The sequence below is a fragment of the Streptomyces sp. NPDC001231 genome (genome assembly GCF_042896885.1).
Classification (GTDB): domain Bacteria; phylum Actinomycetota; class Actinomycetes; order Streptomycetales; family Streptomycetaceae; genus Streptomyces.
In genome coordinates, this window is the sequence record NZ_JBIAXS010000040.1 from 17,515 (window position 1) to 43,132 (window position 25,618).

Annotated in this window: 21 protein-coding genes; 13 read left to right on the forward strand and 8 right to left on the reverse strand. The window is 69.6% G+C overall.

What is annotated here, in order from left to right:
- Nucleotides 1-459 precede the first annotated feature (459 nt).
- Nucleotides 460-585: a hypothetical protein gene (locus ACFY3J_RS34255; RefSeq protein ID WP_384178690.1), complete on the forward strand. Its 126-nt coding sequence runs from the start codon at nt 460-462 to the stop codon at nt 583-585.
- 229 nt (nt 586-814) lie between these two features.
- Here ACFY3J_RS34255 and ACFY3J_RS34260 read toward each other — a convergent pair whose 3' ends face one another.
- Complete coding sequence (locus tag ACFY3J_RS34260) at nt 815-1,423, reverse strand: hypothetical protein (protein WP_365429824.1); 609 nt, start codon at nt 1,421-1,423, stop codon at nt 815-817.
- Between the two features lie 520 nt (nt 1,424-1,943).
- Between ACFY3J_RS34260 and ACFY3J_RS34265 the strand changes: the two genes are divergently transcribed.
- Nucleotides 1,944-3,170: an ISAs1 family transposase gene (locus tag ACFY3J_RS34265; protein WP_390842465.1), complete on the forward strand. Its 1,227-nt coding sequence runs from the start codon at nt 1,944-1,946 to the stop codon at nt 3,168-3,170.
- A 116-nt stretch (nt 3,171-3,286) separates the two neighbouring features.
- On the opposite strand, the gene ACFY3J_RS34270 is transcribed toward ACFY3J_RS34265, so the two are convergent.
- From ACFY3J_RS34270 to ACFY3J_RS34280, 3 genes are all read right to left on the reverse strand, one after another.
- Nucleotides 3,287-3,652, reverse strand: coding sequence for an iron chaperone (locus ACFY3J_RS34270; protein ID WP_384178686.1), 366 nt, complete (start codon nt 3,650-3,652; stop codon nt 3,287-3,289).
- Nucleotides 3,653-4,311: 659 nt separating this feature from the next.
- A complete protein-coding gene (locus ACFY3J_RS34275) occupies nt 4,312-4,725 on the reverse strand; it encodes a DUF5994 family protein (RefSeq protein ID WP_384178684.1) in 414 nt (137 codons plus the stop codon).
- Nucleotides 4,722-5,117: a hypothetical protein gene (locus tag ACFY3J_RS34280; RefSeq protein ID WP_384178682.1), complete on the reverse strand. Its 396-nt coding sequence runs from the start codon at nt 5,115-5,117 to the stop codon at nt 4,722-4,724. The genes ACFY3J_RS34275 and ACFY3J_RS34280 overlap by 4 nt, the downstream gene beginning before the upstream one ends.
- Nucleotides 5,118-5,492: 375 nt before the next feature.
- Here ACFY3J_RS34280 and ACFY3J_RS34285 point away from each other — a divergent pair, with 375 nt between their 5' ends.
- From ACFY3J_RS34285 to ACFY3J_RS34295, 3 genes are all read left to right on the forward strand, one after another.
- Entirely contained in the window at nt 5,493-6,467 is a 975-nt protein-coding gene (locus ACFY3J_RS34285) for an STAS domain-containing protein (protein WP_384178680.1), read from the forward strand.
- A gap of 230 nt (nt 6,468-6,697) precedes the next feature.
- Nucleotides 6,698-7,210 (forward strand): DUF5994 family protein, encoded by a 513-nt coding sequence (locus tag ACFY3J_RS34290; protein ID WP_384178678.1) that lies wholly within the window; start codon nt 6,698-6,700, stop codon nt 7,208-7,210.
- 137 nt (nt 7,211-7,347) lie between these two features.
- Nucleotides 7,348-8,541, forward strand: a complete 1,194-nt coding sequence (locus ACFY3J_RS34295; protein WP_390842466.1) for a PP2C family protein-serine/threonine phosphatase — start codon at nt 7,348-7,350, stop codon at nt 8,539-8,541.
- A 48-nt stretch (nt 8,542-8,589) separates the two neighbouring features.
- Here ACFY3J_RS34295 and ACFY3J_RS34300 read toward each other — a convergent pair whose 3' ends face one another.
- Complete coding sequence (locus tag ACFY3J_RS34300; protein WP_384178674.1) at nt 8,590-9,072, reverse strand: DUF5994 family protein; 483 nt, start codon at nt 9,070-9,072, stop codon at nt 8,590-8,592.
- Nucleotides 9,073-9,233: 161 nt separating this feature from the next.
- Entirely contained in the window at nt 9,234-9,647 is a 414-nt protein-coding gene (locus ACFY3J_RS34305) for a hypothetical protein (RefSeq protein WP_390842467.1), read from the reverse strand.
- Between the two features lie 707 nt (nt 9,648-10,354).
- Here ACFY3J_RS34305 and ACFY3J_RS34310 point away from each other — a divergent pair.
- Together ACFY3J_RS34310 and ACFY3J_RS34315 are read left to right on the forward strand one after the other, a co-directional pair.
- The gene (locus tag ACFY3J_RS34310; protein WP_390842484.1) at nt 10,355-10,540 is read left to right on the forward strand and encodes a VOC family protein; all 186 of its coding nucleotides are present in this window, start codon (nt 10,355-10,357) and stop codon (nt 10,538-10,540) included.
- Between the two features lie 520 nt (nt 10,541-11,060).
- Nucleotides 11,061-11,900 carry a hypothetical protein gene (locus ACFY3J_RS34315; protein ID WP_390842468.1) on the forward strand — a complete coding sequence of 280 codons (840 nt, stop codon included), beginning with the start codon at nt 11,061-11,063 and terminating at the stop codon, nt 11,898-11,900.
- 436 nt (nt 11,901-12,336) lie between these two features.
- On the opposite strand, the gene ACFY3J_RS34320 is transcribed toward ACFY3J_RS34315, so the two are convergent.
- On the reverse strand, nt 12,337-12,636 hold the full coding sequence (locus ACFY3J_RS34320) for a hypothetical protein (RefSeq protein ID WP_384177895.1): 300 nt from the start codon (nt 12,634-12,636) through the stop codon (nt 12,337-12,339).
- 701 nt (nt 12,637-13,337) lie between these two features.
- Between ACFY3J_RS34320 and ACFY3J_RS34325 the strand changes: the two genes are divergently transcribed.
- Together ACFY3J_RS34325 and ACFY3J_RS34330 are read left to right on the forward strand one after the other, a co-directional pair.
- Nucleotides 13,338-13,619 (forward strand): hypothetical protein, encoded by a 282-nt coding sequence (locus ACFY3J_RS34325; RefSeq protein WP_384177893.1) that lies wholly within the window; start codon nt 13,338-13,340, stop codon nt 13,617-13,619.
- Nucleotides 13,620-14,071: 452 nt separating this feature from the next.
- Nucleotides 14,072-16,024 (forward strand): PA14 domain-containing protein, encoded by a 1,953-nt coding sequence (locus tag ACFY3J_RS34330; protein WP_390842470.1) that lies wholly within the window; start codon nt 14,072-14,074, stop codon nt 16,022-16,024.
- A 565-nt stretch (nt 16,025-16,589) separates the two neighbouring features.
- Here the strand turns inward: ACFY3J_RS34330 and ACFY3J_RS34335 are convergent.
- Entirely contained in the window at nt 16,590-17,519 is a 930-nt protein-coding gene (locus ACFY3J_RS34335; protein WP_384177889.1) for an N-acetylmuramoyl-L-alanine amidase, read from the reverse strand.
- 570 nt (nt 17,520-18,089) lie between these two features.
- Between ACFY3J_RS34335 and ACFY3J_RS34340 the strand changes: the two genes are divergently transcribed.
- From ACFY3J_RS34340 to ACFY3J_RS34355, 4 genes are all read left to right on the forward strand, one after another.
- A complete protein-coding gene (locus ACFY3J_RS34340; RefSeq protein WP_384177887.1) occupies nt 18,090-18,599 on the forward strand; it encodes a hypothetical protein in 510 nt (169 codons plus the stop codon).
- Nucleotides 18,600-18,720: 121 nt separating this feature from the next.
- Nucleotides 18,721-20,172, forward strand: coding sequence for a flotillin family protein (locus ACFY3J_RS34345; protein WP_390842471.1), 1,452 nt, complete (start codon nt 18,721-18,723; stop codon nt 20,170-20,172).
- Between the two features lie 299 nt (nt 20,173-20,471).
- Entirely contained in the window at nt 20,472-20,933 is a 462-nt protein-coding gene (locus tag ACFY3J_RS34350) for a hypothetical protein (RefSeq protein ID WP_384177884.1), read from the forward strand.
- A 32-nt stretch (nt 20,934-20,965) separates the two neighbouring features.
- Nucleotides 20,966-25,612, forward strand: coding sequence for an AAA family ATPase (locus ACFY3J_RS34355; RefSeq protein ID WP_390842472.1), 4,647 nt, complete (start codon nt 20,966-20,968; stop codon nt 25,610-25,612).
- Nucleotides 25,613-25,618: the final 6 nt, after the last annotated feature.

Sequence of the window (25,618 nt, forward strand, 5' to 3'; positions counted from 1 at the left end):
CAGACGGGCCGGAGCGCGTGCGGTGTTACGGATCAGACATGACGGACGCCGAATGGCAGGTCGTCCGGGCGGTCCTGCCGGTGCCCGCGTGGCTTGAGGGACGGGGCGGCCGGCCGGAGAGCTATTGCCACCGCGTGTGCCGAACCTGTGCGCGAGGCAGTCACACAACAGGGACGGCGAGTTGGACTCCACCGGTGCGAGCGCGAAAGACTGCAGCAACAGGGCCTCCTGGTGCTCGTTGGCTTCGACAACCCCGAGCTACCGTGAGGCCCTGCCTTCATGCACCGACCGGCCGTGATCACCCGATCAAGACCCTTGTTCGACGCGACAAGCCCGTTGATCGGTAAGCGGATGACTTCTGATGGCAGATGATCCGGCTGCGAGGAGTGCGGCACGCGCCGGCCGTCGTCCTCGACCTGACCGCGTGCGCGGTGGCGGACCGACAGCGCACCCCGCGCTATGGCGACCTGGCGCAACCTCGCGGTCGGCGCCCTGCGACTCAACGGCGCGAAGAACATCGTCTCCGGCCGTCGCCGCAATGCGCGTGACGCCCGCCGACCCCTCACGCTCCTCGGCCTCGCCTGAGCACGAAGTGGACGTCACTCGACTACGCCGAAGCCCTGAGGGCTGTCGCAGAATAACTTCAGGCTTTGATCTTGGTCAGGCGGGCTGTCTCGCGAGGTCATCGAGTGGAACGGCGTTCGGCGTTCGTGAGTTATTTTCCGACGACTCCCTGGGCCGCTAAGGGGTCGACCGGGTCCGGCGCATGCGTTCTCGGCGTTCCCTCAGGCCGAGACCGAGAGGTAACGCCGCCTCAGATGGTCGGGGTGTTGTCAACAATCGGCCTGTGAATCTCAACGACCGGCTTCCACCCCGCGGAGAACTCGATGAAGTCCGCACGGGTGGGGTAGGTGTCGATCGCGCGACGGTCACGCTTGGGGCTGTCGCTCCCCTTGCGCCCCCGGGGAATCTGCTCCTCGAAGATGTCGACCTTCACGTCGGGAACCTCCTTGAGTCCCTGGCGCCAGATCTGCACGATGTCGGCGCCGAACGCCTGCCGGGCCGCAGCGTAAAGGGCCGTGAGGGCCCCCTTGTCCCCGCCAGGGACGAAAAGTGCCAGGTCCAGCACGACACCGGCGGACTGGAGGACCTCGATGGTCACCGAGCCGTTCTCGTCGGCCAAGTAGATTCCGGCTTCATTCTCGTCGTCGGGAAGGCAGGAGACCTCTTCCTGGAATACGGTTCTCGCCGTGATCGAGCCGCCCTCGAAATTCTCACCGGACTTGGTCAGAAAAGCAGGGACATAGCAGTCGGGAAGCTTGAGTTCTGCCGTGTCGGCGGAAACGAAGAGCCTGTCCTTCACGCCGAGCTTCGTCACCTCTTCCAGCGAGAGGCGGCGAGCGGCGATCTTCTCCGTGTTCACGATTTCCCTTTCAGGTTGCACTGTCCCTCCGAACAAGGACGCTACCACGAAACCCTGAGGTCAACTGCCCAGTAATCTTTGGGTAAATGGCCTCCGATGACCTGCACGGGAGGATACCGAAGCGAGTGCCACTCGGTCGGGAACACGCATCCGCCAGGTAGTGTCCCTCGTCATGGTGTTGGGGATCAACTGGCGGTTGCATTTCGGTGCGTTGGGTAGCGCGGAGGAACCAAAGAGAGCTTACGGTAGATATCACCCATATCCCCTTCGGGGAGGTGGCGGCGAGGTAAGGCGATCCATTCGTCGTGCATCTCGAAGTGCAGCGGAAACCAACCGGATGGTCCGACAACGCAACAACGGAGACCCCACCGGCAGCATCTGGATGGAGCGCGAACCGGAAGTCGCGTACTACCGCGCCCTCTTCGGTCAGGACTTCGGCGTAGTCGGCTGACGTCCGGTTGCTGACGTCTCGTCATGTTGGGCGGGGTTCGGTACACAGCAGGCACGGACGTCCGCGATCATGGAGTTCTCTACGCTCTGTGACCTTGGACTGCCCGTGCCTGCCGACGCATCATCTCTGATCTCCCCTGCCTTTGAACAGCTCAGACCGCATCCGGAAGTGTCCGGGAGCGATCTTCCGGATCTGCTCGAACGCCTCGCGCAGGTCCCGGACCCGCGGGATCCGCGGGGAGTACGGCACCCTCTCGTGACGCTCCTGGCACTGACGGCCTGCGCGGTCCTCGCCGGAGCGCGATCCCTGCTCGCGGTGAGTGAATGGTTGGCCGACGCACCGCCGGCCCTGCTCGAACGGCTCGGCACGGCCGTCGACCCGCTGGTCCCGAAACGGTCCTGGCCCGCGGAATCCACGATCCGGCGACTGCTCGCCAGAATCGACGCGGACGCCCTGGACCGGGCGGTCGGAGCCTGGCCCGCGGACCGGCAGACCAGGGGACAAGGGCTGCGAGGGCTCGCGGTCGACGGGAAGTCGCTGCGGGGTGCGCCCCGCGCGAAGGGACGGAAGATCCACCTCCTGGCCGCCTGCGACCACGTGAACGCACTGGTCCTGGCCCAGATGGACGTCGGTGAGAAGACCAACGAGATCACCCGCTTCCGGCCTCTGCTCGACACCCTCGGGGATCTGGCCGGCACAGTCGTCACCAGCGACGCGATGCACACCCAGCATGACCACGCCGTCTACCTGCTCGACCGGCAGGCCCACTACATCGTGATCGCCAAGCGCAACACGAAGAAGCTCCGTCGGCAGCTCAAGTCCCTTCCCTGGACGCCGATCCCACTGCAGGACAGGACCCGTGCGACCGGTCGCGGCCGCCAGGAGATCCGCCGGCTGAAGGTGTGCACGGTCAACAACCTGCTCTTCCCCGGCGCCCGCCAGGCCGTCCAGATCGTCCGCCGCCGCGTCCACCGCAAGACCGGGAAGATCAGCCTCAAGACCGTCTACGCGGTCACCAGCCTCACCGCCGAGCAGGCCGGCCCGGCTCAGCTCGCCCGACTGATCCGAGGGCACTGGACCGTCGAAGCCCTGCACCACGTCAGGGACGTCAGGGACGTCACCTTCGCCGAGGACGCCTCCCAGCTGCGGACCGGAAACACCCCCAGAGCGATGGCCACCTGCAGAAACCTCGCGATCGGAGCTCTCCGCCTGACCGGCGCCCGCAACATCGCCTCCGGCCTCCGACGGGCAGCCCGAGACCAAACCCGGCCCCTTGCCCTTCTCGGCCTCACATGATCAAAACGGACGACAGCAAACTACGCCGAAGCCCTACGCCCTACCGGGGCAATACCAGTGAAAGATCGTTCCATTTTGCTGACTCGTCCGAGGCGGCACCCCGGTGCCTGGCGGCATCAGCAGATCTGGCCGGGCCGGGTCGCAGTGGCCTTGAGCAGATCCCGCAGCAAGCCGAAGTCGATGTTCTCCGGCCTGCGGAACCGCAGACAGCCCTTGCCCATGTCTTGCCCGGCCAGCCGTTTCTCGAATGCCTCACGGACGTCACTGCGCATGAGATAGAAGGAGATGTATTGCTTCTGGCTGGCAAACGCGATCTCGCAGGCGCCGTCCCGCTCATATGCGGGCATCCCGTACGCCATGACCTCGTCGAAGCCCACCAGCTCCTCTCGGCACAGCTGCCGCATCTTGGTCAGCATGGCCCTGCGTTCCTCAGGAACCTCAGTCAGGTAGCCGTCGACGTCGCTGGCCTCGCTCTGCACCATTCCGTGAGGTTATGCCGGACGCAAGGCCCACATCAACTTTCCAAACACTGCCTTCAGGGCCATGTCAGGTGCTTGACCTGCAGGGAAGCGCCCTTCCGGCGGCAGGCGCTGGTGGCCGGTCATTCGCGATTCCCCGTGGCTCCCCGCCCGACCTGGCACAGGTCTGGCACGACGAGTCGAGCGGCCATTGCTCTGGAGTCGGTCGCCGCAGAACCGCCGAGCAGGCCATGCGTGAGCGATGCGTGCGCGGATGCCCGAGCAGCAGCACAAGCCGGATCAAGAATCATGCCGGGGCTCCTCTGACCTGCACGGACAACAGGCCGGCCCTCCCTCTCCGGAGGAGTCCGAAGCCGCTCCCCCACCGCCCCGGATCATGGCCCCGAGCCGGTCGGCGATGGCCCGGTCACGGTCGCTGGTCATGTGCTGATAACCGTACGACGATGTCGCCAAGTTGGTCTTCCGGAGGCGTCGCGCCTGCCGAAGTACATCATTTCTGCGTGCGCAACCTGCCCCCGCTGAAGGGCCAACGCGTCACAGTCAGCCGCCTCAAGACCTGATGCTTCAAACGCCCTGTCGTCGGGGAAGTCTGAGCACGCTGCAGGCCGCTGCGGTGGCCTGTGAGGCACGGCAGCGCACCTGCACAGGCCGGCCCGTCCAGATCAGGCAGTGCGCCCCGCAAGCGGGGCGGGCGCCGTGGCCGTCTCCATGAGCCGCTCGGCCTCCTCCTCCGTGGCGGCGGGTGGCACGACGAGCAGGTCCCAGCGGCCGTACCCGGGAGCGAGCAGGCAGATGGTGTGTTCGGCTCGCGGCAAGTCCGTCCGGCGCAGGTGCACCCTCTGGTCCTCGATGAGCGTCCCGTCCCCGGAAAGCGACCACATCGCCCCGTTCACGAGAACGCTGCTGATGTGCCCCCAGCGGTGCGGCAGCCCGGCGAGCAGTCCGGGGAGCTCGGCGGTCAGGTCGTAGGACCTCGGCCACCAGGCCCCGTCGATACGCCGGGCCGAGCCGTCCTGGGACTGCTCCCCCAGCCGGAGCCGGGCGGAAGGCGGGTGAAGCGAAAGGGTGGTGGTCATGAGGACTCCTGGGGCGGTAGGGGTGGGGGACTCGCCACGGTCGGGGGTTCGGCGGGCGACGGCCCGCCCGGCGGCCACACGCATGACGCCGTCTCGCCCGGATGCGTCCGGTCGACCGGCGGCCTGCTGGCCTCCAGCCAGGAGCGGAGCGGGCCGGCGCCCCGCTCGGGGTCGAGCGTGAGGTGCAGACGCGTCCCTCTCCCCGACGGGAAGGCCGGGTAACTGCGTTGCTCGCCCCCGGCGAACAGCAGCCGGAGAGCGTCCGCGACGTGCCGGGCCGCTTCGGCGTCCATGGAGACGATGCGGACCTCGACCCTGCCCCCGGCGGGAGGGGCATCCGGAACGTCCAAGGTCAGGGATGAGTACGGTGAGTGCAGGGATTCGGTGGTCATCGGGCGGAACCTGTCCCGGGCTGGAAACGGCCCGTGAGGTGTCACGCGGCCCCTACCGAGCCGCGCGCCGAGGACGAGACCAGCCCTGTCACCGGTGTACGAAGTACCCTCGACCCTCCCCACCGTACTCCTGGCACCCTCGGCGCAGCCGCTTCCCGTCGCAGGCGACGTAGGGTTGACGTACCGAGGGCACCACGCACTCCGGCCGCCGCGCCGGGTCGTCCTCGGCGAGAGACGAACCCGGGCCGCCCCCAGCGGTCGGCGCGGAGACGGGTCGGCATCATGTCCGCCGCGGTCGAATCCACGCAAGCTCGTCATGGCTGGGGCCGCGCTGAGCACCCGCGCTGGTCCACGCCCCGGCCGAGGGGAAGCGTGATGGCCTTTCCCCGGCTGGACATCCGTCGGCGGAACCGAGGGGAGCGGACGCTCGTCACGCTCGCCGGTGACATCGGACCGGCCACGACGCCGCTGCTGCGGGCCGCATTGGAGCAGTGTCTGCTGGACGGTGTCACCGTGATCGACATCGACCTGACCACGGTCGGCTCCTGCGACGCCAGGGGCTTGGACGTCCTCCTGTCGGCGTCACGGCGCGCCGGCCGGGTTCACGCCTCCCTGCGGCTGCATCACCCGTGCGCGCAGATCACCCGGCTCCTCGCTGTCACCGGATCCGCTTCGCTGCTCCTTGCGGCTCCTGTGAGCCCCGTGCCGCCCACCGCACCCGGCGACCTCATGAGTACCGCGACGCGGGCGCCCGAGGACCCCGCTCGTCGGCCGGATCAGCCGGTCCTCAAGGACGCGATCCGCCTTCGCCGGCTGACCCGCTGGCAGGCCGAAGACATGTGCGAGGACATCGCGGACCTGGCCGCGGAGTCTGTCGCGGGCACCCCCGGCGAGGCGTACCACGACCGTGGAGACTTCCTGCGCCGCTTGGCGGTCATGGCCCACCGCCCCGGCTTCGCGCTGCTGGTCGCCGAGACGACGGTGCTGGTCGGTTGCGCCTTCGGTTTTCCGGTGGGCCCTGACGGCTCCGGCCGGCGGGGGTTCGACGGAACGCTCCAGGAGACCATCCAGCGGCTCACCTCCCGCGCGCGGTTCGTCGTCCTCACCCAGGTCGTGGCCCATCCGCACGCTCAGCAGCGCGATATCGCCCGCCGCCTGCAACAGCGTCTGCTCACAGACCTGCACTCCTCCCTCGGGGTCACCCTGCTGCATCCTGCCGACCAGGCAGGACAAGCCGCCTTCTCGTCCTGGGGCTGGCAGAACATGGGTGAGGTCGTCGGGCTGCCCGGCCCCGTCGCCCCCTGCCTGTTGAGCCTGCCTGTCGAAGGGCTGTCCCCGGCACGCCGATGATGTGACGGAGGGGCGACGAGCCGGCGTTCGTACCGGCCACGGCGGTCACGCCACCCGTCGTCTGCCGTACGGACGTATCTCCGCGCGACGGCTGCACACCGCGCCGCCCGCGACGGCCGGGAGTAACCTGGCAGGTACCGAGAGCTTTTAGGGCGCACGACCACGGCGGCGCCGTTCCCGGCGAGGGATGGACACGGGCAGCCGCAAGCCGCCCGGGACGGGATCGCACGATGGACGCCATCACCAAGCCCGCCGAGGGTCCGGCACCAGCTGACGGACACACCTACCGGATGCCCTTGCCCCGGCTGCGCCTCACGCGGGACGCCAGCCACGGCCCGCTGGACGGAGCGTGGTGGCCGCGTTGCGCCGAACTGGAACTGGAGCTGCCCGCGCTGGTCGACTCCCTGGATCCGAGCGTCGGCACCGTCATCCACGTCACCGTGGGGACCGCCGCCTGGCCCGATGCCCCGCAGAAGGTGATGGCGCCCGGGCATGTGATCGAGGTGGACCTGACCGACCTCGCCGCCGAGGCGCATGCCATCACCGTGGACTGCGGCACCGTGGGACGCTGGGAACTGCTGGTGATCCCACCGGACGAGCCGGCCAAAACGGCTGCCGGGCTGCTGATCGCTGCCGCCGACCCCCGGAACTCGCTGTCGGCTCCGCGCCTGCTCGCACTCGCCGAGTGCGGCTCCGACGGCCAGGACACATGGGAGTCGGAAGGAGGAGCCGGACTCAGATGAGCAGCCCGATCCGGTCGGGCCCACGTGCCCGGGCCGATCCGGGCGTCTACGACCCCTCGATGGAGCGATGACACCGGCAGACCCTGCGTCGTCCCAGCCCGCCGCCCTGACCGGCCCGGCCCGTGGCGGGTGAGTGGATGACGACCGGACGGCGCGCGGACCGCTCCGAGAGCTTCGGGGAAGCTCTGCTGGGCGAGATCCTCGATCGCGCGCATGAACTGCCGCCCCATCTCATCGGGCCCTTGGTCGCCGACGTGATGGAGCGGCTCGGGGGCCGCCGACCGCAGGTGCTGCTGCAGGACTACGGACAACTGCTGCTGGTACCCCTGCCCGGCGACGGCCTCACGGAGTGCGAACCGCAGGTGATCGACGACTCCGTGGCGGGCCGCTGCTTTCTCGACGCTCACCCCGTCGAGCTGCCCGAGGACGACGGCGTGCGGGTCCACCTGCCGCTGCTGGACGGCGGCGACCAGGTCGGGGTCATGGCAGTCACGTTGGACAGCGTCGACGCCCACGACCGCCGCATACTGCGCAGGATCGCCGGCCTGGTGGCCGACCTGCTGGTGACCAAGCACGGCTACTCCGACCTTTTCTTCGGTGTCCGACGCGGTGAACCGATGAGCGTCGCCGCGGAGATCCAGTGGTCCCTGCTGCCGCCACTGGCGATGCTCATGCCTCGGGTCGCCGTGGCCGGGATCCTGGAACCCGCCTATGACGTGGCGGGGGACAGCTTCGACTACGCCCTCAACGGAGACGTCCTCCACGTGGCCATGATCGACGCGATGGGCCACGGCCTGGACGCGGCCACGATGGCCACCGTGGCCATCGGTGCCTACCGCCACGCCCGCCGCGCCGGCACCGGGCTGCCTGAGATCTACGCCTTCATGGACCGTGCTGTGGCGGACCAGTTCGGTCCCGAGCACTTCGTCACCGCGCAGATGCTGCAGCTGGACACCACGACGGGACATCTTCAGTGGGTCAACGCCGGGCACCCGTCACCGATGCTCGTCCGCGATCACCGTGTAGCACTCCGGCTGACCGGTCCGACGACCCTCCCTGTCGGCTTCGGCGGTCCGGAGCCGCAGATGTGCGAGATGAAGCTGGAGCCGGGGGACCGCCTCCTCTGCTTCACCGACGGACTGATCGAGGAACACGCGATGGGTGAAGAGCAGTTCGGAGAGGGCCAGCTGATCGGCTGGGTGAACCAGTTGGAGAGAACCGGCCGCGGGATCCGGTCAGTGGCGCGCGCCTTGTCCCACACGCTCAAGCGGGCGCGGGGCGGACACACCTCGGACGACGCGACGCTGCTCCTGGTGGAGTGGCGCGGCTGACCTCACCGGGTGTCGTCCAGTGCCGCTCCGCCGCCCGCGGCTCGCTCGTCACTCCGGCGGCACCTGTGCGCTTCCGGTGTCGATGAGAATCTGTTCCGCCTGGGTGACGTTGTCGGCCCGGACGGCCTGAGCCATCGCGGCGCGGGCGGCCTCGGGTGCCGTGTCCGGCGGAACCACCAGCAGCGAGAAGATGTCCTGATCGCCGCGAGTGATCAGGACGGTGTCGTCGCCCACCGGAAAGGTGTCGATGTGCACCACCCGGTCCTCGACGACGATCCGCGTCGGGAGCCCTTCCCAGGCCGCGGCGTCCAGCCCGACGCGCGTGACGGGGCCGAGGTGGCCGGTGAGGGCGCTGAGCAGCGCGGGCAGCTCGGCACCGATGTCGCGCGACCGCGGCCACCACGCACCATCGAGGACGCCTTCGCGTGCCTCCGTGGTCTCCAGCCGGAGCAGCGCACACCCCGGCTGCACGGCCTCGTGAACGCCACTGGGCAGATGCCGGGAAACAGGCCGTGCATCGGAGCCGGTCATGAGGATCACCCGTCTTCTGGAATCGGTGCGATCATGGGACTCGCCTCGCCATCCACGCTACTCCTCGTGCCACGGGCGTCGATGTTTCCCGAATCTGACCCTTAGTCGTGGGTCACACTCGTAGTCCGGGCACGAGCGTGTACGCGCTACTGGGCGCAGCTTTACCAGTTTCTGCGGCGCAGGCTTCGCGCGAAGAGCAGAACCGACAACAGGAGCAGGGCTCCTTCGACGGCCAGGCTGACCAGCCCGAGCGGTTCCGTCCAATTGCCGATGTCGTCGCTGTAGTCGGGGAGTCCCGTCCCCCTGGAGAGGATGTAGCCCAGCAGGGGGCCGATGGCGACCCCGGCTGCCAGGAGCCATCCCAGTCGGACGAGGCCGATGAGGAGCAGCACGGCGGCGATCACGGCCGCGATCTCCAGGACGTGGTAGGCGACGCCGACATAGTAGGGGTCTCTCGTCGTCGTCATGCCGCCTTGGTCCACGACATGGATGGCGGCCACCGCGAGACAGAGCAGAGCTCCCGCCCACCTGGCCACCCAGGTGGCCTCCGGCGCCATCGCGGTGTGGTGTGACATGCGGAGACACCTTCTCCCTCCTTCGGCAGCGCGTGGCCGCCGTGCCGTGATCCCATCCGCCGGTCGGTTCCCGAAGAGGCAGTGCGCCGCACCTGTGTCAGGTCCCAGCCTCAGCGGACGGCTGCTCGACGTCGCCTCCGACGGTGCGGACGAGTGACACGGAAGACGCGCCGTCACGCACGGCGCCCACCCGCGGCCGGGCGTCCATGGCGTTTCAGACCTCGCGGGCCTGGTGGGCAGAGCACCGTTGCCGCGTAAGGGCTCCGGCTCCGACGCCCCTGCTGGGCTGCCGGTGACCGAGGCCCCAGGCGCCTTGCGGCAGCGCTCCGTTTCTGGGCCGTCCGTGGGCCGTCCAAGGGTGACCAGTGACGCCCTGTGACGACCAGTGATGACAGTCGTCCGGAGCGACAGCCCCAGGTCACCCAAGGGAACGACGGCACATCCAACGCGCCGGCGGCATGGCTCGGCGATGTGGAGTCCGAGCATCGGGGCAGCAGCGAACACCTGAACCGCGAAGGTGAGCGCCTACCTTGCGGGCTCTACCAGCATTGCTGGCCTGTCGGTTCGACGTGAAGCCTCCGGGCATGAGCTACGACTTGGCTGTGTGGGAGGGTGATCGCCCGGCGGACGACAGCGGGGCCGGGCGAACTTTCACGAACCTCTAACCGATACGTCGACACGGAGGTGAACATCCGCCGACCGGGCGCATTGCGGTATCCGCGGTCTCACCTTTCGTGCAACACGACAACCAGACCGAGATCGACCGTCTCTACACAGACGGTGTCGAGCAAGGCACTGAGCTCATGCCGCCAAGAAACCATGGCTTGAGTACCAAGTTCGGCTTGGTCAACGATCAGTTCGGCGTCTCTTGGCAACTGAACCTGCCCGCGTGAGTCATTAAGCCCGCGACATAGCTTGGCGGCGGCAGACACGATACCGAGCGGCCCTGCTCGCGAGGCCACCTCGCGAGCCATTCTCGTGCCAGAACGGGCGGGGACTCGCAGGGAACGGCGGTACTTCCAGGTACCCGGCGACAGACGCTGCCCATGCCGGCAAAGCCACAGGTCACCTCGGACAACCGCCCAACCTCGCGGTTGTCCGGGGTGTTCCGTTGCGCTGCCCAGGCAACTTGCCCCGTGCCACTTCGCTCTGAGCTGCTCTGTGTTTCGTGGAGTTCTTGCTGTGCCAGCACCACGGAAGTACCCGACGAGCCACGGGAGCGTGCGATCCGCCCTCGGCTGAGTTCCGCCCGCCGAATACAAATACGACTGGCATCGAACCCAGTGAGCCACCCAACTGTCTGCCTGCACCGAAATCACAAACTCCGTTAAACCAGGGGCAGTTCAGCTCGTCTGGGTGACATTCGTGGTGTCCCGAAGCGTGGCTGCGGCGGACCGTTGGATAGTGCCGCACGTGAACCTTCAAAAAATCGCCGTAACGCTCCTCGGCGCCAGTAGTTGCCTGGTGCTGTCCTGCACGACAGCCGCCCACGCCGATGGCACCATTGCCAAGATCGGTAGCCACGGAATCAGTCAGCCCGATAGCTGCGGCGACCATGGCAACCACGGCGGCGGCAAGCACCGCGGCAACCACGACGACAGCAAGCACGACAACGACAAGCACCGCGGCGGCAAGCACCGCGCCAACCACGACGACGGCAAGCACCGCGGCGACCACCACAACGGCGGCGTCAACTGCGGCCACCAGGGAGACGGCGACCACCACAACAGCGGCCACCACGACGGCAAGCACCGCAGCGGCAACCACGACGGCGGCTGGCACGACGGCAAGCACCGCGACGACCACAACAACAGCGGCCGCCACGACGGCAGGCACCGCAGCGGCAACCACGAGGACGGCAAGCACCGCGGCGACCACCACAACGGCGGCCGGCACGACGACGGCAAGCACCGCGGCGACCACCACAACGGCGGCCGGCACGACGACGGCAAGCACCACGGCGACCACCACAACGGCGGCCGGCACGACGGCAAGCACCGCGGCGACCGGCACGACGACGGCTGGCACGACGGCAAGCACCGCGGCGGCCGGCACGACGACGGCTGGCACGACGGCAAGCACGACGACGGCAAGCACCGCGGCGACCACAACAACGGCGGCCGGCACGACGGCAAGCACGACGACGGCAAGCACCGCGGCGACCACCACAACAGCGGCCACCACAGCGGCCACCAGGGCGGCGGTAACAGCCAAGACGGCGGCAAGAGCCAGAGCGGCAGCCCCAGGCGGTAGAAGGCGCCCGCCTCATGCCACCGGCCCAGCCGACGCCAGCGGGTGTGCCCAGAGTGGAACCCCAGCTCCAATGACGGCAGTTGCCGGCTGACGTCGAGTAGAGCACGCACGAGATGCCCTGCAGGCACAGCCGGTCAGGCACCGGTTCGGGCCGGGCGCGGCGCAAAGGCCCCGGACCGATCACGGTTCGGGGCCTTTGACGCCCATAGGTCTGCCCGTTGCCGGTGCTGTTCCGCTGACATCCAACGGTGACATCAACGACCACGGACAGCGCCAGCAGTGGGCGGCCGCGAATGACTCATGTGCGTTCGGGTGACCCTACGCCAGCCCGCGGTAGACCGAACTCTAAAGCGGGCGTCGCAGGTTCGAATCCTGCCGAGGGTAAAGAGAAAAGGGCCAGCTCTGGACGAGTCCGCGGACGCCCAGGCCCTCCATATCAGCGGTCCGGAAAGCTGGCCATGCCGCGCAGGACAGTCCCGATCAAGAAGAGGACTGCCCCCACTGCGAGTACTACGAGCAACTTCAACGAGACATCTCCCGACGACGCGAAGAGGAAGAACACGCAGAAGCAGAAGAAGCCGCACCCCGAAAAGATGTGGCTGAACCCGTGGGGCACGGTACGCAGGACCCGGCCTCGCTCCCATGGGTGGATCCAGCCGGTGGTGAGCCCCGCCACGCCCAACCCCACGATGCCCAGAGCGAAGGCCATCAACGCCGACAGGACCACGTAGTTCATCGCGCCTCCCAGCGGAGATCGTGGCACGCGAACGTCCCCTCTGGTGACCTCACCACCTATGGAACTTGCGTAGTGATACGGGGCCGTCTGCGGGCCGTCCGAGGCGGACCAACGTTGACAGACGATGACAACCACCCAGGGGATCAGCGCAGGCCAGGGCGGTACGCCGGAGCATCGGCCCAGGTGGGAGACTGGTCGGATCACTTTCAGAAGATCTGATCGAGTACCGATGAGCTGTTGACTCGGTCATTGAGGCTCCGCCGACCTCGGTTACTGTCTGGGGGCCCGAGAGGCGGGCGCAGTGAGGGGAGGCCGCCGCCGTGTCGATACGTGAGAACTTCGCCAAGCTCTTCAAGAGCACGGCCAAGACTCCTGACGGCGACCCGTTCGCGGTAGAGCGCCCGTGTCAATGCTCCCCGGAGTGGCCCGACTTGGAGACGACGGCAAACGGGCACATGCTCCCGGCTCAGCCCTCCAGCCACTACAGCGTTCTCACGAACCCGGAGGTCGGTCCGTTCATCGCGCGCTGCACCGGTTGCAAGGCTCGCTATCCCCACCCGTGGGTGATCCCGCAGGGCGCGCCGATGCCTTTCGACTGGGCTCGTGAGGCTCCGCCGACCACGTGAGCACTGAGTGGGCTCAGTCTGGGAGGAATCATGCTCCCGGGCTGGAGGCGGGAGACGGCCATGTGTGCCCCCTGCGTGCCCGATCGCACGCAGGCCACTCTGCCAGGCGGCATCAAGGCCAGATCGCTCCGCGTGTTCACCGACTCGCCCGAGACCATGTCCACCGACGTCCATTTCCGCTATGGGCACAGTGATGTCAGACTCACCGTCGCCCCGGACGTGGACGCCAAGGCCTCCGCCCCCGTCACCAGCGAGGAACTGCTGGCGGCTGTCGGCGATTCCCGCTTCCTCGACCTGGTGCGGTACGCCGACGAGCACCCGGTGCAGAAGCGGCAGACCACCATCGCGGGCGGCTGAAAGCGGATGGCACGCCGAGACCACGCCCGGGAGGCGCGGAGCGGTACTGCGTGTCCAACTGCGTGACAACGCCGACGTACGGCGGCGGAGAACCACGCACACCTGCGGACGGCGCAGCAGGTGAGGCACGCACCAGCTCCAGGCCAAGCGCCCGGCCACGTCCGTCCGGGATGAAGAGGTCCGTGCCCCATCCGTGCCCGACCGTGCTGGGAACCGCGGGGACCCACGGTGGCGAGTGGGCACCGCGCAGCGCTCCGGCCCCTGACCGATTCGCCTGGTCAGGGGCCGTTCACCTGCGCGGTGGGTACGGGATTCGAACTTATTCGCCGACGGCACCGAGACCGCGGCCGCGCACCCGTGGAAGATCCGGCCGGACCTGGTCTGAGCACTTCCCTGAACACGCCGAAGAGCCGGGAGGATCACCCTCCCGGCCCCTTCACGTCGCTGCCACCGTGGACCGTGTCGCCCCTCTCACACCCACCGGGCTGTCGATAGCCCGTGACGCCGGCCCCGGGCGGAACGTGCTGCGCTGGTCGGCGAACAAGGAGATGGACATCGCCGGTTACCGCGTCTACCGCCGTACCCCCGGCCAGACGTCCTTCGGCGCTCCCGTCGCCACGGTCACCGGCACGTCCTTCACCGACACCACCACCGGGGGCACCACCCACCTCTACGAGGTCCGCGCCGTCGACAAGTCCGGCAACATGTCCGCCGGTACCTCCGACGTCTCGGTCACCGGGAACCCGGTCTTCCTGCGCCAGTTCTTCGCGAACACCTCCTTCTCGGGCACGCCGAAGCGCACGGACACCGACACCGCGATCAACGAGAACTGGGGCACCAACTCGCCCGGGGTCCCCGGCGTCGCCAAGGACAACTTCGGCGTCCGCTGGCAGATCACCCGCGACTTCGGCTCCGGAGGTCCTTTCGCTCTCACCGCCTCCGGCCAGGACGGCATCCGTGTCTACCTCGACGGCGCGCGCAAGATCGACCTGTGGAAGAACGGGTCCAGCACCGTCCCCCGGACCGTCAACCTGACCATCCCCCGCGGCACCCACACCCTCCGCATCGACTACGTCAACTGGACCGGCGCCGCCGCCGTCAAGTTCGTCTACACGCCCCGCACCGGCGCCACCGTGGACCGTGTCGCCCCTCTCACACCCACCGGGGCGAAGGTGGTGTACGACAAGGGCACCGACTCCGCCACCTTCTCCTGGGCGCCCAACAAGGAGATGGACCTCGCCTACTACCGGGTCTACCGGCAGACCGCGGTGGGTGACTGGGCCCCCATGGTCCTGACCGACAGGACCGCCTGGACCGACACCAAACTGCCTCGCGACGGCAAGCCCATCCGCTACTTCATCCGCGTCACCGACCGCGCCGGGAACCTGTCCGAGAGCACACCCGTCCTGACGGTCACCCCGGTCGACACCGTCGCCCCGACGGCACCCGTCATCGCCGTGTCCCACATGGCGAACACCCACAGCTCTCTGAAGATCAACTGGGACGGCCGGACCGAGGAGGAGATAAGGATCGGTGGCACCATCAGCATCTACCGGTCCACCGGCGACACCCTCGGCGACAGCCCCGAACTCATCGGCACAGCGTCGAAGGACTCGTCGCCGACGTCGACCTACGCGTACGTGGACGAACTGCCGGCGTTCGACGGCACCACCTACACCTACGCCGCCGTGGTGACCGACGCCGCCGGCAACGTGTCCCCGATGTCCGCGCCGGATTCGGTGACCCCGGACAGCGTTCCCCCGGCCCCGCTCACCGGCCTGACCGCCACGCCCCGCGCCGACGGCGTCCTGCTGAGCTGGGACGCCCCCGCCGAGAGCGGCCTGAGCCACGCCGCCACCCGCGTCGTACGGCGGCCGGACGGCAGCACCGGCTACAACAGTGACGGGTGCTCCGACGCCGTCGACCCCAGGAAGCCCACCGCCCTGCCGAACGCGATGCTGTGCGCCGGCCCGGCGGACGGCGAGACGGTGACCTTCCTCGTCGTGGCGATCGACGAGTGGGGCAACCACATCGGCCTCGACCTGGCCCCCACCGTCACCACCACCGAACTCGACAACAGGCCCGACGACGCCCTCGACGAGGACTCCGGCGCGCTCACCGTCCTCAACCCCGACGCCGTGACCAGAACCGGCCGCTTGGAGTGGACCTGTTCCGACAAGACGGCCTGCGCCGGCATCACCGAGCACCGCGTGGAGCGCTGGAACGTGGCCACCAGGGCGTACGAACCGGTCACCTCCATCGCCGCGGTCCCGGACCGCATCTACCGCGCCCTCGTGCGCCTGCCGCTCGGCGAGACGTCGTACTTCCGGATCACCGGCATCCTCGCCGACGGCACACCGGCCGCCGTGGTGCACTACTCGGCGGCCAGGGGCGACTACGTGTGAGCCCCGGGAACCGCGCCGACGACTTCGCGGCGGCAACACGGGTTCTGACCGAGGTGGATCAGCAGGACGTCTGCGGCGGACCCTGATCGCCCGGGGAAGCGTTGTCATGCGCGCAGCGGCTACGGGGGCCGCGACCTCAAGGTCGCGGCCCTCGTAGCGCTGAACATCGGCCACCGCGACACCGAGGTCGACGAGCGCCTGTCGAGGGGAAACGGCCGTCCGGTCCGCAGCGTTCGGCTCCGTGCCACGGCACACCGGCGCACATGGCGCGTGCGCCGGCGATCCGCACCCATGACGCAGAATGAGGTGCCGCTCCAGCTCCACGAATCGTCATGGGCATCCCGCAGCAGGGCGGCGAAGGCGCCGTGTGCAGGGCGCGGGCCGCCAACTGCCCGGAGGCCGACACGATGGCCGGCGGAGTCGGCGACGGTGGCCGCAGAGGTCGGCGGGACGGCGACGTCGTCCGGGTCCGCCGGGACCTCGGCATCACCGCGAGGCCGACCGCGGTCCGCCGGGCGGTGCGAGCGGTGCGCGTCGACGAGTCCTTCATGGTTCTGTCCATCGGTCAGGTCGTGACCGTGAAGCCGTGCTTCTTGCCGAGCTTGGTGAGGGAGTCCTTGCCGGGGATGCCGTCGGCGGGCTCGCCGGGCTTGCGGCCGCGGTACCCGCAGCGTTCCTGCCAGCCGCTCATGGCGTCCTTGGTGGCCGTGCCGTAGTGACCGTCCAGGTAGGTCTTGGCGAGCAGGCCCTCGTTGACGAGAGCGGCTTCCACGGTCTTCACCCCGGCATAGGAAACCGGCGTCCCCTTGGCCTGCGGGTCGCGCTTCGCCGCAGCGATCAGCTTGGACAGCGACACCTTCGGCTTGGCCGGGGCGGGCAGCTTGGTGGTGGGCGGCTTGCCGTCGAGCCGCTTCGCGACGCGGTCGAGGATCTGCTCCCAGTCCATGCCGGGCCCGCGCGGGTCGACCTTGCCGGGCTGCCAGTCCAGGTGCCGCAGCGCCGACCGGGCGCCCCACCCGTGCTGCCGGCTGATCGCGGCCACCACGCGGACGATGGCCTCGATCTGCTCGGTCGGCCACGGGTCCTTGTTGTCACCGAGGTTCTCGCACTCGAAGCCGTAGAAGGCCCGGTTGCCGTCGACGGTGGCCTCGTCGTCGACGGGCGGCCGCCGCTCTGCGATGACCGCGGACAAGACGTCCGGGTCTCCCAACCCCGCATGGTTGGCGCGGCCCCAGCCGACCACATGCACACGCCCGTCCTTGGCGATCATGCCGTGACAGAGCGGGCCGGGCAGTCCGGCGTACCCGTCGCGCACGATCTTCACCGTGTTCGCGGTGCCCTTGGTGACGGTGTGGTGGATCATCACGCCGTGCACGGGCCCCCAGGCGCCCTTGGTGTTGCGGTTGTGGCTCTTCCAGTCGCCGACCTCGACGACGGCCACACCCTCGGCCTTCAGTGCGGCGAGGAACTGGGCAGCGGTGAGTGGCGTGGCCACGGGCACCTCCAGGGTGAGAGGGGATCGGTCAGTTGGCGGCTTCGTGGACGGCGGTGATCCAGATCCGGTCGCCGGCGGCGAAGACCTGAGGGCCTTCCCCGACGCGGCGGCCGCCGCCGTCGGATTGCCAACGTAGGCGCTCACGTCCGTGTTTGACCCCGAAATGCAGGCGGCGCCCGTGCTGTACCCGGCGTTCGATCTGCCGATGAACAGGGTGCCGACCATGTCCTGCCCGGCTGCCGCTGCCGCTGCCGCTTCCATTCCGTTGCCCGGCAACGCAAGCGTTGACCGTGGTGCGCGCCGTCCCCGGCCCAGGGGCGCGTCGTGCGCGCAGCCCACGGCTTCCGGCAGAACAGGCGTCGGCCTTCAGCGCGGCGGCCCGTACCGCCGTCGAGCTTCGCGTCCTTGCTCGGCGTCACGAGCCGCGGCGGAGCGTCAACGTCCGGGCGAAGGAGGTATCAAGGCGGCATCAAGTGCGCGTAAAGATTGCCGAGAGCAGGCAATGTATTGCCACCCGATCGCATGGCAATATGCAGGCGGGGGAGATCGTCGAGCGAAAGCGGGGCCCGAATGAACTGGTTTGTGGGTCTCGGTATCGCGGGACTGGTCCTGCTGGTGCTCTCGCTGATCTTCGACGGGATCCTGGAAGGCCTGTTCGGCGGGGTGCTGGACGGGTTGTTCGACGGGCTGCTGTCGCTGCCGGTCATCGCCGGATTCGTGTCCATGCTCGGCTTCGGCGGGGCGATCGCGCTCGGCACCACCGGTCTGGGGGTCACGGGGGCAACGGCGATCGGCGTGGTGGCGGGCCTCGCCGCGGGCTGGTTGACGTGGAAACTCAGCCGTGTCCTGATGCGGGAACAGGGCGCGGCCGCTCCACAGGGCGGCGATCTCGTCGGGAGCTCCGGTTCCGTGGTGACCGCTATTCCGGCCGAGGGGTACGGCGAGGTGCTGGTGTATCTCGCCGGGCAGCCGCTGAAGCTGGCCGCGAAGTGTTCGGTGCCCGTGGCGCGGGGTGCCGAGGTCTGGGTGGAGTCGCTGCTGTCCGCGACGTCGGTCGCGGTCCGGCCGGTCGAAGACTGACCGTCGGAGCGGCGCGCCACACCACGAGGCCCACACGCCCGCCCCTTCATCCTCCTTCCGCGTCCGTTCCTGATCCGTTCCAATTCGCCGTCCCCCGGGGAGGGCTGAGGGGATTGCACACATGAGTCCTGTACTGATTGCCGTGATAGGAGTCGTCGTACTCCTGGTCCTGCTGGCCCTCACGGTCGTCACCCGCTACAAGGTCGCGGGTCCCAGCGAGGCGTTCATCGTCACCGGACGGCGCGGCAAGAAGTCCACCGACCCCGAAACCGGCCGCGTCTCCACCGACAACAGCGGCCAGAAGGTCGTGGTCGGCGGCGGTGTCTTCGTCGTGCCCTTCGTCCAGCAGAAGTTCACCCTCGACCTGTCCAGTCGGCACATTCCGGTGGCCGTCCGGGGCGCGGTCACGCTCCGCGGGGTGAAAGCCAACCTGGAGGGCGTCGCCATCGTCAAGGTCGGTGGCACCGAGGACTCGATCCGCGCCGCGGCCCAGCGCTTCCTCCAGCAGCAGGACGGCATCGTCGGGTTCACCCAGGAGGTGCTGTCCGGCGCGCTGCGCTCCATCGTCGGGCGGATGTCCGTCGAGGACATCATCCGGGACCGGGCCGCCTTCGCCGGACAGGTCGCGGAGGAGGCCGAGGCCAGCCTGTCCGGGCAGGGACTGGTGCTGGACGCCTTCCAGATCCAGGACATCACCACCGAGGGCTCCTACCTGGAGGACCTCGGCCGGCCTGAGGCGGCCCGCGCCAAGCAGGAGGCCGACATCGCCGAGGCCGTCGCCCGGCGCGCTTCCGAACAGGCCCGCCTCAAGGCGGAGGAAGAGATCGCGATCGCCCAGCGCACCTACGCCCTGAAGCAGGCCGAGATCAAGGCCGAGACGGACGAGGCCGCCGCCCGCGCCAATGCCGCCGGCCCGCTCGCCGAGGCCGCCCGGCGCCAGGAGGTCCTGCAGGAGCAGGAGAAGGTCGCCGCCCGGCAGGCCGCGCTGACCGACCGCGAACTGGACACCCAGGTCCGCAAGCCCGCCGACGCCGCCCGCTACCGGGCCGAGCAGGAGGCGGAGGCCCACCGCATCGCCCTGGTCAAGGAGGCCGAAGCGGCCGCCGAGCGGGCACGGCTCACCGGTGAGGGCGAGAAGGCCCACCGTGCGGCGCTCGCCGACGCCGTTCGTATCGAGGGTGACGCCGAAGCGGCCGCGATCGCCGCCAAGGGCGCGGCGGAGGCCGACGCCATGCACAAGAAGGCCGACGCCTTCGAACGGTACGGCGACGCGGCGGTGCTCCAGATGCTGGTCGAGGTGCTGCCGCAGGTCGTCGGCAAGGCGGCCGAGCCGCTGGCGGCCGTGGACAAGCTGACCGTCATCTCCACGGACGGCGCGGGCCAACTCCCGCGCACGGTCGCCGACAACGTCGCCCAGGGCATGGAACTCCTCAGCTCCACCACTGGCGTCGACCTCGCCCAGCTCCTTCAGGGCCTCGCCGGACGCGGCACGACGAAGACCCCGGCGCAGGTCGAGTCATCGGCTCCGGCATCGGCCGAACCGTCCCAGGGCAAGATCGACATCACCGAATAGAACACAGAACGGGGTGACACCGCCGACCACGGAGCCCGGACGCCTGAGCGGCGCCCGGGCTCCGCTGTTTCCTGGCCCTCCCACGCTGCCGTCATCGGTCGAGTCCGCCTCCGTTCTGCTGCCGGGCGTGGCGTCGACGCGGGAACTCACGGTGGCTGCCGGCTGCCCGCCGGGGGTGTTCTGCGAGCCCGTTCCGCCGCCGCTCATCGCCGGTCAGACGTCTTCATGTGTTGCCAACTCGGAGGCAGCAATGAACAGTTGAGGAAGAACGAACTGTGCTGCGTCTGGAGGGGAAAGAGATGAGAGTCACGGTGGCCGTCGACGTCGGGAGCGGAGACGCGGCCGGAGCCTCGGACGACCTGTACCAGTGGCTGCGCCAAGACCCCGATCTGCGCGCGTTCGTCCGCAGGGAGGCTCCCGACGCGCCGGCGGACGGAGCCATGGGCGCGCTGGGGGAGTTGATCGCACTGCTGCTGGCTCCCGGTGGTCCGACGGCCGCGCTGGGCGCGGCCGTCGTGATGTGGCTGCAGAACCGCCGGGGCAAGCAGACCGTCACCATCACCCGGCCGGACGGTACGCAGGTCGTGGTCTCGTCGGAGAAGGTGCGGGGTCTGACCGCCGAGGGCACCAGTGAGCTGGCCGAGCGGGTCGCCGCAGCGCTTGCGCAGGAGCGGAACCCGCGGGAAGTACGGAACCCGCGGGAAATACGCAATACGGCGGAGGACGGCGGTCGGGTCGGTCCGTCGCGAGAGGCGGGCTGACCATGCCGCCGCGGCGGGCGCGGGATCCGCGGGTGGGAGCGGATCTGGCCGGAGCCGGCTGCCACGCGCTGGTGGTCGGGACGGCCACCCACCCGGGGCGGCAGTTGCCGGGTCTGCCCTCCGCTCTGCGGTCGGCGCGGGACGTGGCCGAGGCGCTGAGCACGGTGTGCGGCATGGGCGACCGGGTCACACTGCTCACTGACCCGACGTCACCGAGCGACGTCCTGGAAGCGCTGTCGGAGGCCATCGGCCGGGCCGAGCCCACGGAGGAACGGTACGAGCGGGGAACCGTCCTCTTCTACTTCGTCGGGCACGGGTTGCGCGGACCCGGTCAGCAGCTGTACCTGGCGACGGCGACGACCCGGTCCCAGGCGGATACGGCGCACTCCATCCCCTACACGGAGATCGAGCGCTACTTGAGCGACGCCGCCGCCGACCCGGTCGTGATCCTCGACTGCTGCTTCGCGGGGAACGCGCAGGAGCCGGGCCGGTCGGCCGCCGTGGACCCGTTCGCCGGTGCGCGGCCCGCAGGCAGCTACCTGCTCGCGTCCGCGATGCGCAACGCCCTGGCGTATGCCCCACCGGACGCGGAGCACACCCTTTTCAGCGGCGAGTTGCTGAGCCTGCTGCGGGAGGGCGACGCGGGCGGTCCGAAGTGGCTGACGCTGGGCGAGGTCTACCGACTGCTCGACCAGCGGCTCCAGGGCAGCGCGGCCCGCCCGTACGGCGGTGGCACCGCGCGCATGGGGGAGCTGTCCCTCGCCGTCAACCGCCGGTACGAGGCGCGGCCGGGCCCGGACACCGGGCTGCCGATGGCCGACGTACCGGATCCGAACGCGGTCTGCCCCTACCCCGGCATCCTCCCCTTCCTCCCCGAGCAGCACCGTCTCTTCTTCGGCCGGGAGGAGCTGACCCAGGAGCTGCTGCGGCGCGTCGAGCGGGCACGGCCCGGTGAGCCGGTGGTCCTGGTGGGGCCGTCGGGAGTCGGCAAGTCCTCGCTGCTGCGGGCAGGGCTGAGCGTGGCGGCGGAGCAGGCGGGGCTCGGCCCCGTGTGGATGGTGCCCGCTCCAGGTCAGCGGCCGTTCCGGACGCTTGCCGAGGGGTGGGCGAGGGCGGTGGGCAGGGAGCCCTCCGAGGTCGTACGGGATCTGGAGCGGGGGCGCTTCAGCCGCCCCGCGGCCACGGGAGCCACGGCGGGCCGGGCACCGCGCGTCCTCGTCATCGACCAGCTCGAGGAGTACTTCACGCTCTGCTCGGACGCGGCCGAACGTGAGCGGTTCGCCGCCGCCCTCACCGCGGGAGCGGACCAGGAACCGGGCGGGAACGGGGACGGGGGCGGCCCGCGTCTCGTCCTGGCTCTGCGCGCCGACTACTACGGCGACGCCCTGAGCGACCCCCGCCTGGCGCCCGTCGTACGGACGGGCCACTTCGCCGTGCCCGCGCTGGGCGACGAGGAGGTCGAGGCGGCGATCACGGGTCCGGCAGAGTACGCGGGCCTGCGGTGGGAGGAGGGCGTACCGCGGCTCCTGGTGCGCGATGTGAACGAGGAACGGCACACCGCGGGGGACGCCGCGGCGCTGCCCTTCCTGGCCTACGCCCTGCCGGAGATCTGGCTGCGGCGGCAGGGGACGACGCTCACGTACGCCGGGTACGTCGGTGCCGGAGGTATACGGGGCGCGGTGGCCAGGGCCGCCGACAGGATCTACGACACTCTCGACGGCACCGGCCGCGCGGCCTTGCGGAGCCTTCTGCTGGCCATGGTCCATGTGGTCGACGGCGAGGGGCGGTTGGTACGCCGCAGGGTACGGCGGGAGGAACTGACCGGCAGCGAGGACCTGCTGCGCCGGCTCGCGGACGCCCGCCTGGTCGTCGTGGACGAGGAGGGCGGGGCCCAACTCGGCCACGACTCGCTGCTGCACGCGTGGGGGAGGCTGAGCGGCTGGGTCGACGAGGTGCGGGACGACCTGCTGAGACTGCGGCGGCTGACCGCGGCGGCGGAGGGCTGGGCCGAGGCGGGACGGAAGCCGAGCGGCCTCTACCAGGGCGATGCCCTGGAGGAGGCGGAGAAGCTCACGGCGGACGACGCCCACGCGGTCCGCGGAGCCCGGCCGGTGGTCGCAGTCGGCTCGCCCGTCGCGGCCGCATCGGCAGCGGTCCACTTGCCCGTCCGCCTGCCCGTCCGCCAGGTGGTACGGGACTTCGTCGCCGCGAGTGGTCACGCGCAACGGCGCAGACGTTTCGTCACCCGTGCCTGGATCGCAGGGCTTTCTGCCCTGTCGCTGGTGGCCGCCTCGCTCTTCGGGTGGGCGTTCTACGAGAACCGGCAGGCGGCGAGCCGGGAGGAGAGTCTGATCGCCAGGGAACTGGCCGCCCAGGCCGACGCCATGCGGGAAGGCGACCCGCAGACCGCACTCCGCCTCAGCCTGGCCGCGTACCGCACCGCGGTGACCCCTGAGACCCGCTCCAGCCTGTACACGGCGGCGACGACCGTCACGCCGACCCGCCTCGTCCCGAAGGAGCCGTACCGCAAGCCGGTGCTCAACGTCGCCTACAGCCCGGACGGCAAGGTCCTGGCCGCGAGTCACCGGGGCGGCCGGATCCAGTTGTGGGACCTGTCCGAGCCGGCCGTACCGGTGGAGGCGGGCCGTCTCACGCTGAGGAGCGGTGCGGCCATCGCCTACCATCCGCGTTCGCGGCTCCTGGCCGCGCAGTCGGCGGACGAACTGAAGCTGTGGGACACCACGGACCCGGCGAAGCCACGGCGGCTCTCCTCGGTCCGGATCGCCCACGGTGTGACGTACACGCTGGCGTTCAGCGCGGACGGCCGGACCGTCGCGGCGGGCAGTCAGGAGGGCCGGCTGCGGCTGTGGGACGTGAGCGACCCCGCCCACCCCGCACTGCGTACCCAGCGGACGATCGCCAAGGCGGAGGTGATCTCCCTGGCGTTCACCCGCGACCGGCACCACTTGATCACGGGCAACGGCAGCGGAGAAGCGGGGAGCGGGCAGCCCGCGCAGGTGCGGCTGTGGGACCTGAGCGATCCGGACCGGCCCGTGCTGCGGGACACGAAGCAGGCCGACACGGTCATGGCGGTCGCGGCCGATCCCCGGCGCGACCTGGTGGTCGCGACCGGTGCGGCGGGGAAGATCGCCTGGTGGGAGGTGGTGGACGGACGGGAACTGCGGCGTGTGAAGGCGAAGAAGTACCTGGACTACTGGGGCTACAACCGGCTCGGCATGCCGTCGCTCGCGTTCAGCGGGGACGGCGCACACCTTGCCGGAGCGGACGGCGAGAGCGGTGTTGAACGAGCCGATGTGAACAGGAAGGTGTCGGATCTCGTGGACAGCATGCACGACGTCACCCTGCCGACGGGCGAGCCGGCCCAGTCGGTCGCCTACAGCCCGGACAGCCGGTATCTGGCTGCCGGTGAGGTGGGTGGCGAAGTGCGGCTGTGGCCCGAGCGGCCTTGGGCGCCCGCGATCGAGGGCAGCATCGACGTCATGCCCCAGGCGGGGACCAGTCCGTTCAGTCCCGACGGTGAGTTGGTCATCGCCTCGCGGGCGAACGCGGACTCCACGAACACGACGAGGGTGTGGGACGTCAGCGCCCCGGGCGCACCGAGGGTCCGGTACACCCTGCCGAGGGGATGGGAGGCGAAGTACTTCCTGACGGGGCACAAGTCGCCCGTGTTCCTCGTGCATTACTGGATCAAGGGGCTGGACCACACCTTCCAGTTGTGGCAGTTCGACTCCGACGGGACCCTGAGGAAGGGACGCGGCATCCGGCTCACCGCCGACGCCCCGAGTGTCGCCGTGAGTCCCGACGACCGTCTCCTCGCGGTGGGTTCGCAGGAGGAGCCCCACATCGCGGTGTGGGACATCGGGGATCCCACGAAGCCCGTGCGCAGGGGCACGATCGAGGCGCGGGCGGGTGGGGGCCTCGGGGCCACGGGAAACCTGTGGTTCACGGGGGCGCGGTCTCTGGCGACGGTGGAGAAGGGAGGGCACATCAGGTTCTGGGACGTCTCCGACCCCGCCCGGCCTCGCAAGGGCGGGCGCATAGCCCACGCGGCGACGGGGGAGGGCGCGATGTACGTCCCCTCGTCCCAGCTTCTCGTCACCGAGGACGTAGGGGACACCCTTCGGCTCTGGGACCTCTCCCGGCCCGCGCACCCCGCAAGAGGCGGTCTGCTTCCGGCAGCCGCGGGGGGCTACTTCCCCACGCGCAAGGGAGAGTTGGCGGCGACACTTCACGACGGAAGCGTCGAGTTCTGGGATGTCACCGATCCCGCTCGTCCCCGGAAGAAGCACGACGACCTCCTGCTCGACCACGAGGTCACGTCGATCACCATGACCCCGGACGGTCGCTACGCGGTGACGAGCGAGCCCTATCGCATCTGGTCCGTCGGGAAGGACGGGCGGTGGAGCACTCCCGGGCTCGTCACGCTGAAGACCGCGGACGCGGTACACGTGCCCCCGGCAGCCTCGCCGCAGGGCCCTCGTTGGCTGGCTGTCACCGCCTCGGGCGGCTCCGGTCCGACGGACGAGAGGACCTACGTGCTCGACTTCGACACCGACCGCCTCTACGAAGCCCTGTGCAGGTCCCATCCCTTGAGCGTCCGCGAAGACCAGTGGGAGCAGCTGTTCCCGCACCTGGCCTACCGCACGTCCTGCGACTGAGGCCAA